Raw genomic sequence first — 14,045 nt, forward strand, 5'->3', positions numbered from 1 at the left:
AGAAAAACTTAATTTCCAGTTTGCCGTATTACTGCACTCGAGTAATTTCTACCTTGGCTACGCGGTCTGCCCACTGATAAGCCGCTCTGCTTAGATCGCCCTCACCATGGATGCCAGGGCTAGGATAGATGTAACCTTCACCTTGGTCATCTTCTGAGAACGGCTCGCCGCCGCAACGAGGGCCTGGGATATCAGCACAAAGTTCGCTGTTCACTTCGCTGCCGCCATCGTAGGCGCGCATAAAGTGAGTGAGTGTGAAACCTGGGTAGTGAGGTAAGCGAGCATTCAAAAGGCTTACCAAGGTATCGTTTGTTGGTAACGCCATGCTGATCAAGCTAAGACGTGGGAAAGCATTAGTCGAACTCAAAGTAATCTCCACAGACTCACCTGGGTTTAATAGGCCTTCGCTGTGAGCGGTAGCGCTAACACCATCGTCTGCGTTTAGTTGATCTTGAAGTGGAGCGATATCGCCACCTTCAGCAATACGAATTACTTCGGGTGAAGCCTCTTCGCCAACATTAAATAAACGTACGTTGTGATTGTGTGCTACAGAAAGTACCGGTGTGAAAGAAATGCCCTTGGTAATATTTGTAACTTTTACGGTGTACTCAAAAGTTCGTTGTGCTTGTGCTGAAATACTCAGTGCGATACCTGCTGTAACAACAGCTGCCTTACCTAGGCTCTTTAGATTTATTGAAAACATGATCTTTCCTCTGCTGACTGATTGGTGACTATCGAGTCGATAAACTAACCAGCAGTGAAAACATGGCGGTCACCTCTTTATAAAGAAAAGGTCACAAGTTCATTGGAAATAATAACAGATACAAAAAAGGTAGCACTTTAGCAGGGCTACCCTAATTTAAGATGATTTTAGCGTCAGTTTAAAAGTCACACTGATGGCTGAGGTCATCCAGGCAATCCATTACTTGGTGGCTGGCTCGCTCCATTTCCTCAAAAAAGGTAATGGCTTTATCTTTATCGTCATCTTCTAAGGCCTTCAATGCAGCTAAACCACTGTCATGAACCTTTTGATGGGGAGGGTCTATGTTTTTAAATGCTGTTATATTGCTGTACTTTTTGGCGCCTTCTTTCTGGTACCACTGGCCAAGTCGGCAGCTAAGGTGATTGGCAAAATCATTTATAGATTTATCACTTTTACCGGCAGCAACTTCATAGACTTCACTTTTCCAAACAATATGGTCAAGCTTAACAGTCTGTATAAAGGTCCTTAACGAAGCATTATTAATCGTTGACTTCATTGTGTTGCAGCAACCGATGATGGAGCCGTAATCTTCGTTTAAACGAGCAACTCCGTTTGATAAATCATTATTGCTGTTCTGAATAGTATTTACCGATAGAACCGTTTCTGAAGTTGATTGAATGATTTGGCCCACTAACTCAGAGACTTCATTCGCTGAAGTGTTAGTATTATTTGCAAGTGAGCGAACTTCATCCGCTACAACACTAAAACCACGACCCGCTTCACCAGCGCGTGCAGCCTCAATGGCAGCGTTAAGCGCAAGTAGGTTTGTCTGATCTGAAATCTTAGATATCGTCTCAACGAAAGAGTTAATGTTGTCGGCCATCTCAGAAAGACCTGAAATATTCTCAGTCATTCCACCCATATTGCTGGTGAGCCCTTTCATTTCGCTGACTATCTGATTTAAGGACTCGTTGGAAATATCGAGTAAATCATTAATCTTGTCAGTGGATTGACTTTCAGCTTCGATAGATTGATGGGAGGACAATACGGCCTCGCGAATGCGCTCTATCTGACCCAAACACTCTAAGGTACAAGCTAGTAACATAGACTCAAAGGCACTGGTTTGTGCGCTATTGTCTTCTTCTACTTGTTCTGAAGCTTGAGGCTGAAGCTGTTGGTACTCTTGCTCAAGTTGACGTAACTGCTTTCGCAGTGTTTCATTCTCTAGCTCTAATTCATAATACGTGGATTTTAATACAAACATTGACCCTTGCTCTTACATTCAATGTACTGTTGCCAAGCAAATACTATTTCCCTGTGCTTAGCTAAAGGTCTTGCTCAGTACTAGTTATTAGTTATTTTCTTCCCTGATCCATCAAAGTATGGTTTTTTATCGGCATTTATCAAAAAAGATTAATATAAAAGAGAATAGATCAGAATTTTGGATACGTGAGAAAAGATTTGGATTTAACTAGGAGAGGGGGCTTATAGGGTTGAGAAGTCCTGATGTGAACAAGGAACGGTCAAAAAAAGAGCCGCCATTAGGCGGCTCTGTAATAGAAAGGCTGCCCTAATCGCTACTCGGTCTTGTTGAAATCTGCACCTGTTAGAATGGCAAACTTGTCGATTTCGAGATAGCGCTTCATTACCTTATGGATATCATCCGCTGTTAAGGCGTTGATTTTTTCTTCAAAAGCCTCGGACCACTGCATGTCTCGCTTAAGGTAGGCATTGCTGCCTAATATTGGTGCAAGCTCATTATCTTTGGATCGAGAAATCTTACGTTGTTGTAGATAACCAGATTTTGCACTGGCGATTTCTTCAGCTGTGAACCCTGAGTCCACAACTTTTTGGAGTACTTCTTTAACGCCAGCTTCTACTTTAGAAAGATTCTGTGGTGCACATATCGCGTAGATGCCTAAAGCGCTGCGCTCGTCGATAGAACCCTGGTTAAAAAATGAACCGGCGCTATAGCTCAGCCCGTCTTCCTGTCGTAGCTTAGTGGCTAATCGACTGTTCAAAAAGCCACCACCTAACATATAGTTACCCAGAACTAGAGCAGGGCTATCGGCATGCTTATCTGATACCGGCAAAGATATGGTGGCTGCAAAAACAGCATTCTCTTTGTCAGGGGTGTTGAATTGCTGTGGGCTACTATCAACGGCCTTAAAGTCACGAGCAATACGGGTATAGCCAGTTTTCGGTTCCCAGTTTGCAAAATGCTTCTTTAACGCCTTGCGGATAGTTTGCTCATCAAAATCACCCACTATCGCCAGTTCACCGTTGGCGCTACCGTAAAACTCATTATGGAAAGCTTTAATATCGTTTAGCTTTAAATTGTCTAAACGCTTGATACTTTCATCGAAGGTAGGAACATAATAGGGGTGATCTTCAGGCACCTGACGGTGGCGACGGCTATACTCACGGAAGACAAGGGCTTGAGGGTTTTGTAAGCGCTGCTCTAAGTCGACTTTGGCGGTGGACTTATACTGCTCAAACTCTTTCTCATCAAAATTAGCTTCTTTGAGAACGTGTGCTACCAAGTCGATTGCTTTAGCTAAGTTTTGGCGCTTGGTTTTAACCCGGGCACTGACTGAGCTGGCACTACCACTGATTGAAACACCCGCTTTTAGCTTATCGAACTCGTCTTGTAATTGCTCACGGGTATATTTGCTGGTACCTCGCATCAGTAGGGTTCCGGCAGCACTACCAATCTGTGCCTTATTTACTAACGACTTTTCATCGCCTAGGTTAAGGCTTAAATAAAACTCTACGGATTCACCGCGTGTTTTCTTAGGGAGCAAAGATACTTTTAGATTGTTGGCAAGAGTGTAACTGTTGGTGCGCTTATCAATATTATCAGGGGAAGCATCAAACAGCTCACCGGCACTAACGGCTTTACGACCTTTATAGTCTTTTAGCATATCTGCAACGCTTGCAACTGCGGGAATCTCAATTCGCTCAGGGTTTTCGGCGGGCAAAAAGCGTCCTGCAGTACGGTTATTACGAGTTAAATATTTTTCAGCAACACGCTGAACATCTTCTACGGTAACCTTTTCAATTCGATCGCGGTTTAAAAACAATAGGCGCCAATCGCCCATACCTAGCCATTCGCTTAACTCTAAGGCAACGCTTTCAGAGGAGTTAAAGCCGAGCTCAAAGTTTTTAATAAGCTTACGTTTGGTGCGTTCTACTTCTTCTTTGCTCACTGGGTTTTTGGCAATGTTTTCCAAAACCTTATGGCTAGCTTCGATAGTCTTTTGTAAGTCGGCGGATTGATCGACCTCCATACCAAACATCATTAAGCCAGGTTCGGCCCACTGAAAATTAAAGCCAAAGCTTCTGCTGGCAAGTTTTTGCTCTACGATTTCTTGATGTAAACGTCCGCGCGGAGTTTCACCTAAAATGCCAGAAAGCACTTCTAAAGCTGCAAAATCTTCATGGGATCCTGCAGGTACATGATAGGCTGTGGCATAAAGCTGAACATCGCCAACACGACGGATCGTTACAAGCTTTTCACCATCTTGAGCTGGTTCTTTAGTGTAAAGTGGTTGTAAGCTTCGATTTGGTTTTGGGATCGGGCCGAAGGCATCTTCTACCTTATTCAGCATATATTTCAGCTTAAACTTACCTGCAACAATCAGAGTGGCATTGTCAGGCTGATAGTATTTTTTATAAAAAGCCTTTAAACGATCAATCGATACATTTTCGATATCAGAACGGGCACCGATGGTAGATTTACCATAGTTATGCCAGCTGTAAGATGCCGCGAGTAGACGTTTAAGTAATACTCCGAATGGGCTGTTTTCGCCACGCTCAAACTCATTGCGAACAACGGTCATTTCGCTGTCGAGATCTTTCTGCGCGATAAAAGAGTTCACCATACGATCGGCTTCCATGCTTAAAGCCCAATCGATATTCTTTTCAGTAGCGTTAAAGGTTTCAAAGTAGTTGGTGCGATCGGTCCAGGTGGTTCCGTTTGGACGAGCACCGTGCTCGCTCAGCTCTTTAGGAATGTCTTTATGTTTCGGGCTGCCTTTAAATACTAGGTGCTCTAGTAAATGAGCCATACCCGTTTCACCATAATTTTCATGCTTAGAGCCTACTTGGTAGGTAACATTTACGGTGACGGTCTCTTGAGTGACATCAGGGAATAATAAAACCCGTAAACCATTATCGAGGCGATATTCGCTGATACCTTCTACTTCAGTGACTTTTACAGGTTTTGCAAAGATACCTTGAGACAAAGTACCGGCGGCAATGATGGCTGACGCAATCAGAGTTTTACGAAAAGACAAGCCCATAGCTGGCTCCTTATGATTGGGCAGCACCCCTTCGTTGGGGCGCTGGAATTACAAATGGATCAAAGCTAGGCTGCGAACAGCCATAATATTATTAGACGCTGTGTTGCTCGATCCAGTTTCGTACTTCTAGGGTAAGTTCTTTGCTATTGCGATCTTCAGTGCTGATCATATCACTAATTGTGATTGTGACGATGCCAGCTTTTTTGGCGAGTTGATGTGGGGCCCAAGCCACGCCGGCATTATGGGAGACGGCCACAATAGGTACATTAGCCGCAATGGCAATATCGGCGCCACTACGGGCGAAGTTACCAAGCTCACCAGGTTTTTTGCGAGTGCCTTCAGGGAAGACTAAAACCGAAATACCGTCCTCAAGACGAGACACGCCTTCGCGACGGACTTTTTTAAGGGCTTCCCTCGGATTGCCTCTATTGATAGGAATTGAGCGAAGGGCCCTTAAGCCCCAGCCGAAAAAAGGAATGTTCAAAAGCTCTTGCTTTAGAATAGTAGCAACGGGGTTAAAATGGGCCTGTAAAAAAAGTGTTTCCCAGCTGCTTTGGTGGTTGGCCAAAATCACACAAGGGCGCTCTAGTGTGCCTTTATTGCCTCTTATCTCAATACTCACACCGCAACAGATCTTTAGCCAAAATAAACAAAAGCGATTCCAACTCACTATAAAGTTAGAACGTAATGAATAGGGAAGTAACATTAACGGTAGCGCCAGGGCACCATATAAGATACCAGTGATAACATAACCGATATAAAAAATTATTGCGCGTAGCTTTGCAATCAAAGTTACTATCCTTAACCGAAATTATCTGCAATATAAGCAGCTGCTGCTGCAAGGTCTTCAAATACAGGCGTATTTTCTAATCCGGGGTAGGGCTGCTCGGCGAGTTTGGCGAGTGTTCTTTCCCCTTTGCCAGTCCTAACCAAAATAGGGCGACAGTTTTTAGCCAGTGCGGTTTCTAGATCTCGCAGGCTATCACCCACGAAAGGTACATCATCTGCACAAATATCAAATTCAACTTCAATTGCATCAACTAGGCCTGTTTTGGGCTTGCGACAACTGCAATTATCATCAGGTCCGTGCGGACAGTAGAAAATCGCGGCAATACTTCCGCCACGAGTTTCCACCATATCGCTTAGTTTGCTGTGCATGGCTTCTAAATCGTCAAGATCGAATAAACCTCGAGCTAAGCCCGATTGATTTGTCGCGACGACCACCGTGAAGCCAAGGCGAGATAACTTTGCGATGGCTTCAAGGCTACCTTCAATGGGCTGCCACTCCTCTACAGACTTAATATAGTCATCAGAGTCGTGGTTGATTACACCATCTCTGTCGAGAATGACCAGCTTCACCCAAGGCTCCTTATTTGGCCGGAACCAAGTGAGAAATATCAGCAACTTGCAAGAACAGCTGGCGTAACTTATTCAATAGGGCTAGGCGGTTATTGCGTAGCTCTAAATCATCAGCCATTACCATCACATCGTCAAAGAAGCTATCGACAACTGGGCGCAAATCCGCCAAAGCACTAAGGGCCTCAGTATAATTAGCTGCGGCAAATAGAGGTGCTACTTGTTCGGCTTTTTCAGCGACAGCTTGTGCTAGATTTTTCTCTGCCGTTTCTTGCAATAGTGCTTCATTAACCTTATCGGACACAGCTGAATCCAATTTGGCTAAAATATTAGATACACGCTTGTTGGCAGCTGCCAGTGCAGCAGCATCTGACAATTGACTGAAAGCATGTACGGCATGAACGCGACGATTAATATCTAAAGGTACTGTTAAGTTCTTCGCACTCACCGACATAAAGACTTCTACAGCGATTTGCTCTTCCTCGTACCAAGAGCGGAAGCGCTCCAGCATATACTCAAGAGCGGTTGCAACTGAAGCGTCACTGTCCTTAATGCTGTCACCGTGATTAATAGTGGCAAGCTTTAATAACTGGGCCAAATCTAAAGGCAGTTCTTTTTCTACCAACAGACGTAAAACCGCTACGCTAGCACGACGCAGTGCGAAAGGATCTTTAGAGCCAGTAGGCTTCTGGCCGATTCCGAAAATGCCACTTAATGTGTCTAGGCGATCTGCCAGTGCAATGATGGTACCGGTTTTACTGCTAGGCAATTTATCGCCAGCAAACTTCGGCAGGTACTGCTCTTGTAGTGCTAGGGCTATTTCTTCATCTTCGCCAGCATGCTTAGCGTAGTAGTAACCGGCAACACCTTGCATCTTGTCAAACTCACCCACCATGTCAGAGACTAGGTCACTCTTACATAGTTCAGCGGCACGCTGTACTTTCGCCAGGTCACCGTCGACTTGTTGAGCGATCATTTGGGCTAGGTTGCGAACACGCTCGGTCTTATCGTAAATAGAACCGAGTTGGGCTTGGAAGACGATGGGCTTTAAGCGCTCGCGCATATCGCTTAAGCTGATCTTCTTATCGGTTTCATAGAAGAAAGCCGCATCCGCTAGGCGAGGGCGAATAACTTTTTCGTTACCCGAAATAACCTGCGCCGGGTCCTTACTCTCAATATTACTGATAGTAATGAAGTAAGGCATCAATTCACCTGCGGCGTTTTGCACAGGGAAATATTTTTGATGTTCTTTCATTGAGTAAACTAGAGCTTCGGAAGGTACCTCCAAAAAGCTCTCTTCAAATTTACCCATTAAGGCTACTGGCCATTCAACGAGTGCGGTTACTTCGTCTAATAGCTCTTCATCAAGCATCGCTTGGCCGTTTACTTTATCGGCTTCGGCTAAAACTTGCTGTCTAATGGTTTCTCTTCGCGATTCAAAGTCTGCATTGACATAGGCAATACTGTTTAACTTATCAGCATACTCGCTCGCAGATTCGATGATTAAAGTTTGATCATAGTGAAAGCGATGGCCGCGAGTCTCACGATTCGCTTTTACGCCATAAACTTCGGCTTCTACCAATTCATTTCCGAACAGAATGAGTAGCCACTGCACTGGGCGCACAAATTCATCACGACGGGCACCCCAACGCATACGTTTTGCAATAGGAAGCTTAGCTAGAGAGTTTTGGATAATGCCTTCTAGCTTGCCGGTGGTTAATTCACCGCCGGCGGATTTACGGTAAACCAGTTTATCTTGCTTACCATCGTTTTCGGTTTTTAGCTCAGCAACATCAATACCGTTTTTATTCGCAAAGGCTTCTGCAGCTTTACTTGGGTTGCCATCGGCGTCGAATGCAATCTTGGCCGGTGGTCCCCAAACGGTAACTTCTTTTACAGCGGTTTGCTCATCTAGCCCGTTTACTACCACAGCTAGACGTCTTGGCGCGGCATAGGATTTTACAGAGTCGAAATTAAGCTCTAAATCTTTCAGTCCGTCTTCGATACCTTGGGTAAAAGCCTTTGATAAGGTTTTAAGCGCTTTTGGTGGTAACTCTTCGGTGCCCAGTTCAACTAAAAAATCTTTTTTCATTAGGCGTCCTCCTCCCGGGCTAAAAACTCATTGCGTAAACCCTCTTCAGCTAACGGGAAGCCGAGTTCTTTACGGGTATCGTAATACGCTTGGCAAACCGCCCGGGCGAGAGTTCTTACACGGAGGATATAACGTTGACGCTCTGTTACCGAGATAGCGTGGCGAGCGTCCAACAAGTTAAAGGTGTGAGAAGCCTTCATTACCATTTCATACGCGGGTAGTGGTAGGCCTGCTTCGACCAGGCGAGCGGATTCGCCCTCGTACTTATCAAAACACTGGAACAAGAAGTCGACATCGGCTTCTTCAAAATTGTAGCGCGACATTTCTACTTCATTTTGGTGGAAAACATCGCCATAAGTCACAGGGCCTTGGGGGCCAACGGTCCAAACTAGGTCATAGATGCTATCGACACCTTGAAGATACATGGCAATACGCTCTAGACCATAGGTGATCTCACCCATCACCGGCATACACTCTAGGCCACCTACCTGTTGGAAGTAGGTAAATTGGGTGACCTCCATGCCGTTTAGCCAAACTTCCCAGCCTAGGCCCCATGCACCAAGCGTTGGAGATTCCCAGTTATCTTCAACAAATCGCACATCGTGAACAGTGGTGTCGATGCCAAGGGCATCCAAAGAACCCAGATAAAGCTCTTGGAAGTTTTCAGGGTTTGGCTTCATGACCACCTGAAATTGGTAGTAATGTTGTAGGCGGTTAGGGTTTTCACCGTAGCGGCCATCAGTTGGGCGGCGGCAAGGCTGCACATAGGCGGCATTCCAGTTTTCTGGTCCTACTGCGCGTAATGTAGTGGCAGGGTGAAAGGTACCGGCACCGACTTCCATATCCAGAGGCTGTAAAACCACACAGCCCTGTTGGGCCCAATATTGTTGCAAGGCTAGAATTAGCCCTTGAAAAGTACTTGTATCAGCTTTGGGGTCGGACACCGCGAAATTGCCTCCGGCAGAATGAATCAAAAGGGCGGATTATATCGCTGCAAGCACAATAACTCTATGGCAGAAGAGGGCTCTAAGCCCCTAAAAGCCCTATTTCGCTTGGGAGTTATAGCGCTTTACGTTAAGCTGCGCCCTTGATACACCTGAAGTACAGCGAAACTATGACAGACGCCAGCAACTCGCCCGCTCCCAAGCGAGGACCCATTTACTTTCTTATGGCCGCCATATCCCGATTGCCCCTAGGCATGAGCCGAGGTATTGGTTGGGCAATGGGGAGTTTATTGTGGGTTATCAATGGTCGTGAAGCGAAGGTCACCAAGCGCAACCTGGAGATCTGCTTTCCCGAAATGCCCGAGCAAGAGCGCTTGAAGCTTGCAAAGCGTAGCTTGCAAGAAACTGGTGTAATGCTGATGGAAACGCCCGCTGTTTGGATGCGGGATATGGCTTGGCTACGTAGCAAGGTCATTGAAACCGAAGGCTGCGAGTTAGTTGATGAGGCCTTGGCCAAGGGCAAAGGCATGGTGCTCATCGCTCCGCACTTAGGTAATTGGGAAGTGGTTGGCCTGTACGCTGCCACACTTGGACCAATTACCAGTTTGTTTGAGCCACCGAAAAACGCCGAAGTAGGCGCTATTATTCAAGAATCGCGGGAAAAATCGGGCGCCACACTGGTGCCAACAGATCGCCGCGGTGTCATGAAGCTATTAAAGGCGATTAAAGCGGGAGGTATTTCCGGCATATTGCCAGACCAGGTACCTGGCGATGGTGCAGGTGAGCTGGTTGAGTTCTTCGGTCGCCCAGCATACACCATGACATTATTATGTAATTTGGTCAGCAAAACGGGTTGTGAAGCTTTGGTGAGTTATGCCGAACGAGTACCTGGTGGTTTCAAGCTTGTCTTTAAAAAGTCTTGTCCTGATCTTTATAGCGAAGATTGCGATAAATCTCTGCGTGCTTTAAATCGCAGTGTAGAAGATGCCATTACAGCGCTTCCTGAGCAGTATCAATGGGAATACAAGCGCTATAAATGCTTCGAAGACGGCTATCAGGACCCTTATACCAACATGAGCTAAGCTTTTTGCTCAGCGTTGAATACCCGGTCTATATAAGAAATAAGGCTGCCGAACTATAAAGTTAGTGCAGCCGGTACTATGAAAGTTCTGAAACTCTGTTTACAGCCCTAGTTCAGCCAAGCGCTTATTTAACTCTACTGTCGCTTCGGCTTCCCAGCTTGGTTTTTCTTTGGCAATCAGCTGCTCAAGAGCTGACTTGATGGGCAGCTTTAAGCCTTGGCAGTTTAACTCTGTTTCTGGAATAGGAATTTCCATCTCTAATTCACTGCTCAAGCTTTCTGCAAACAAGGGCTTAAAAATCATCTCGCTAGGAGTTTCAAACTCAGTGTCGCAGGCGATATCGATTTCTTGACCAAATAGCTTTTGCTTAACCTTTCCACTGAGTCTTATCTTTAAGGGCAGCTGTGCGGTAATGGTTTCGCTAGCACTACTAATATCAGCTTCGCCTGCTTTAGCAATATGTAGATTGTAATGCCCGTATTCCCAGGGAACATCTTTGGCGGCAAACAATACTTGAGGGAGTTGTTTACTTAGTGCTCGCTCCAGGAGTTTGTTGAGCGCGTTATCAGCATAAGCTGCAGTGCTAGCCAGTGAGGAAGCTGCTAAAACAATAGCGGCTGTGTATAAGTTTTTTTTCATAGTCATATCTTTTTAAACGGCTAGCGGCGCCAGAAGCTCGGTGAGAATAATACCAATAAAGTAAAAATCTCTAAGCGACCCAATAACATGGCAAAACACAGTATCCACTTAGCGGGGTTATTAATATCGGTGTAGTTTAACGCAACATCGCCCATTCCTGGGCCTAGGTTTGATATACAGGCACCAACAGCCGATACCGAAGTAAGAAAATCTAAACCCGTCGCCATCAACAAGATAAACATGATCATATAGCTGATCACAAATACAGCGAAGAAGCCCCAAACGGCTTCCACTACGCGATCGGATACCGAAGTCTGACCAAGCTTAATGGGGATAACCGCATTAGGGTTGATCAACCTTTTAATTTCGCGAATACCCTGCTTACAGATCAGTAGCACGCGGATCACTTTCATGCCGCCACCGGTAGAGCCAGCGCAGCCACCCATAAAGGCAAATAGGAAAATAAAGAAAGGCAGAAAGCCTGGCCAGATAGTGAAATCAGCTGTGCCGAAACCGGTAGTGGTTAAAATTGAAATAAACTCAAAACTACCGTGAATGGCACTGGTTTCCAAATCGTAGGTATCGGTGTGGGCTAGATAGGCAACGGTGATAGGGATGCCTATAGCTAAACAGCTGATATAAAATTTAAATTCTGGATCCTGCCAGTAATGAGCAATGGAGCGGTTGCGACTGGTATAAAAATGCAACGCAAAATTCACACCCGACAAGATCATAAACAACATGCATACGATTAAAATAATTGGGCTATCAAAGTAACCCATACTCGCGTCATGGGTGGAAAAGCCACCGATTGCCACGGTCGAAAAGGCGTGACCAATTGCATCGAATAAGGTCATGCCTGCAGCCCAATAGGACAATGCGCAAGTAATGGTTAGGGTGCAGTAAATTAAAAATAAGGCCTTGGCTGTTTCTGTAATTCGTGGAGTAAGTTTCGAGTCCTTTACGGGGCCAGGAGTTTCCGCCCGATACAGCTGCATGCCCCCAATGCCTAACATGGGTAGAATAGCTACGGCGATTACAATAATACCAATGCCGCCTAGCCACTGCAGTTGTTGGCGATAATATAAGATCGACTTTGGAAGATCGTCTAGGCCTGTAATTACCGTAGCACCGGTAGTGGTTAAACCCGAAAGCGACTCAAACATCGCATCGGTAAAGCTCAAGCCCGGCTGCTCGGAGAAAATAAAAGGTAAGCAACCGGCTATTCCCAGCACCGCCCAGAATAAAACGGTAATTAAAAAACCGTCACGAGTTCTTAAATCGTGTTTGGTTTTATTGCTAGGTAGCCAGACCATAAATCCGCTGGCAAAAATTAATGCCATTGCTGAAATAAATGCGATTAGGGATTCGTCGCTGTAATAAATAGATACAAAAATAGGCGGCAGCATGGTCATGCTAAATAGCATGAGCAAAATACCGAGTACACGAAAGATAACCGAAAAGTGCATAGCTGTTTGTGTATTGCCTATTTATTATGCCGCTAAAAGAAGCTAATACCTGTTTGGAACAGATGTTCGATATCGCGGGTATACTTTTTATTTACTAAGAACAGAATGACGTGGTCACCATCTTCTACGATGACGTGATCATGGGCGATTAGTACTTCGCTGCCGCGGCTACTCTCCCGCACGATAGCGCCAATAGTTGCTCCGTCGGGCAGGTCAATATCTTCAATAGCCTTACCAACAACCTTTGAGTTCTCTTTATCACCATGGGCAATAATTTCGATAGCTTCGGCCGCTCCACGTCGCAAAGAGTGAACATTAACGGTATCGCCTTCACGCACATGGGTAAGCAAACTGCCCAGTGTTGTCTGTTGGGGTGAGATAGCTATATCAATGTCACCGCCTTGCACCAAATCGACATAGGCAGGATTGCTAATTAAAGCCATAACTTTTCGAGCGCCCAAGCGCTTGGCGAGCATGGACGACATAATATTAGCTTCATCGTCATTGGTTACCGCTAAAAACACATCGGTGTTTTCAATATTTTCTTCCAGCAGCATTTCCTGGTCAGAAGCCGAGCCATGTAAAACAATGGTGCGCTCTAGCTGTTCAGAAAGAAACTTACAGCGCTGAGCATAAAACTCGATAACCTTTACGGCATAACGGCTTTCTAATTTCTTAGCTAAGCGATAACCAATGTTGCCGCCACCGGCGACAATAATGCGTTTGTAGTGAGTCTCTAATCGTCGTAGCTCACTCATCACTGCTCGAATATTAACCTTGGCGGCAATAAAGAAGACTTCATCGTCCACTTCAATAACCGTGGAGCCTTCAGGCGTGATGGCGCGACCGCGACGATAGATGGCTGCTACGCGAGTGTCTACCGATGGCATGTGTTGACGCAAAAAGCGCAGCTCCTGACCTACCAATGGGCCGCCATGGTAGGCCCGCACGGCCACCAGCTGTACTTTTCCGTCGGCAAAATCTACGACCTGCAGTGCGCCGGGGTGCTCAATTAATCGGAAGATGTAATTGGATACCAGCTGCTCCGGGCTGATCAAAACATCAATGGGGATATTTTCATCAGCAAATAAGCCGGGTTTATTCAAATAGGACTGGGCGCGAATTCGGGCGATTTTAGTTGGGGTCTTAAATAAGCTGTAGGCGATCTGACAGGCGATCATATTGATTTCGTCGTTATTGGTAACGGCAACCAACATATCGGCCTCATCAAGGCCTGCGCGTAGTAAAACATCGGGGTGGCAAGCATGTCCAGTAACCACGCCAATATCGATGTGGTCGCGTAGCTCGCGAAGGCGGTTCTCGTCGGTATCGACAATAGTAATATCGTTAGCTTCGTTGGCGAGGTTTTCGGCGAGTGTTCCACCGACCTGGCCTGCCCCGAGTATAATAATTTTCATAGGTTGAACAGCTTAGCTAATCCATTGCGGCTTATAAG

At 45.7% G+C, this 14,045-nt stretch carries 11 protein-coding genes; 1 reads left to right on the top strand and 10 read right to left on the bottom strand.

What is annotated here, in order from left to right; genetic code table 11:
- Positions 1-28: 28 nt before the first annotated feature.
- From Q1A08_RS05755 to glyQ, 7 genes are all read right to left on the bottom strand, one after another.
- Positions 29-703 carry a spondin domain-containing protein gene (locus Q1A08_RS05755; protein WP_299770727.1) on the bottom strand — a complete coding sequence of 225 codons (675 nt, stop codon included), beginning with the start codon at positions 701-703 and terminating at the stop codon, positions 29-31.
- Positions 704-881: 178 nt separating this feature from the next.
- The gene (locus Q1A08_RS05760) at positions 882-1,967 is read right to left on the bottom strand and encodes a methyl-accepting chemotaxis protein (RefSeq protein WP_299770730.1); all 1,086 of its coding nucleotides are present in this window, start codon (positions 1,965-1,967) and stop codon (positions 882-884) included.
- A 313-nt stretch (positions 1,968-2,280) separates the two neighbouring features.
- Positions 2,281-5,007, bottom strand: a complete 2,727-nt coding sequence (locus Q1A08_RS05765) for a pitrilysin family protein (RefSeq protein WP_299770732.1) — start codon at positions 5,005-5,007, stop codon at positions 2,281-2,283.
- Positions 5,008-5,098: 91 nt separating this feature from the next.
- Positions 5,099-5,629, bottom strand: coding sequence for a lysophospholipid acyltransferase family protein (locus Q1A08_RS05770; protein ID WP_299770734.1), 531 nt, complete (start codon positions 5,627-5,629; stop codon positions 5,099-5,101).
- A 179-nt stretch (positions 5,630-5,808) separates the two neighbouring features.
- A complete protein-coding gene (gmhB, locus tag Q1A08_RS05775; RefSeq protein WP_299770736.1) occupies positions 5,809-6,366 on the bottom strand; it encodes a D-glycero-beta-D-manno-heptose 1,7-bisphosphate 7-phosphatase in 558 nt (185 codons plus the stop codon).
- Between the two features lie 10 nt (positions 6,367-6,376).
- On the bottom strand, positions 6,377-8,455 hold the full coding sequence (gene glyS, locus Q1A08_RS05780; protein ID WP_299770738.1) for a glycine--tRNA ligase subunit beta: 2,079 nt from the start codon (positions 8,453-8,455) through the stop codon (positions 6,377-6,379).
- Positions 8,455-9,399 (bottom strand): glycine--tRNA ligase subunit alpha, encoded by a 945-nt coding sequence (glyQ, locus tag Q1A08_RS05785; protein ID WP_299770740.1) that lies wholly within the window; start codon positions 9,397-9,399, stop codon positions 8,455-8,457. The genes glyS and glyQ overlap by 1 nt, the downstream gene beginning before the upstream one ends.
- A 224-nt stretch (positions 9,400-9,623) precedes the next feature.
- Between glyQ and Q1A08_RS05790 the strand changes: the two genes are divergently transcribed.
- A complete protein-coding gene (locus Q1A08_RS05790) occupies positions 9,624-10,481 on the top strand; it encodes a lysophospholipid acyltransferase family protein (protein WP_299770743.1) in 858 nt (285 codons plus the stop codon).
- A gap of 99 nt (positions 10,482-10,580) precedes the next feature.
- Here the strand turns inward: Q1A08_RS05790 and Q1A08_RS05795 are convergent, their stop codons facing one another.
- The 3 genes from Q1A08_RS05795 to trkA are packed head-to-tail and all read right to left on the bottom strand — an operon-like array spanning position 10,581 to position 14,007.
- Positions 10,581-11,120 (bottom strand): hypothetical protein, encoded by a 540-nt coding sequence (locus Q1A08_RS05795; protein ID WP_299770745.1) that lies wholly within the window; start codon positions 11,118-11,120, stop codon positions 10,581-10,583.
- A 20-nt stretch (positions 11,121-11,140) separates the two neighbouring features.
- Complete coding sequence (locus Q1A08_RS05800; protein WP_299770747.1) at positions 11,141-12,589, bottom strand: TrkH family potassium uptake protein; 1,449 nt, start codon at positions 12,587-12,589, stop codon at positions 11,141-11,143.
- Positions 12,590-12,621: 32 nt separating this feature from the next.
- Positions 12,622-14,007, bottom strand: a complete 1,386-nt coding sequence (gene trkA / locus Q1A08_RS05805) for a Trk system potassium transporter TrkA (RefSeq protein WP_299770749.1) — start codon at positions 14,005-14,007, stop codon at positions 12,622-12,624.
- Positions 14,008-14,045 lie beyond the last annotated feature (38 nt).

Origin of the sequence: uncultured Pseudoteredinibacter sp., assembly GCF_947500695.1 — a bacterium.
GTDB lineage: Bacteria > Pseudomonadota > Gammaproteobacteria > Pseudomonadales > Cellvibrionaceae > Pseudoteredinibacter.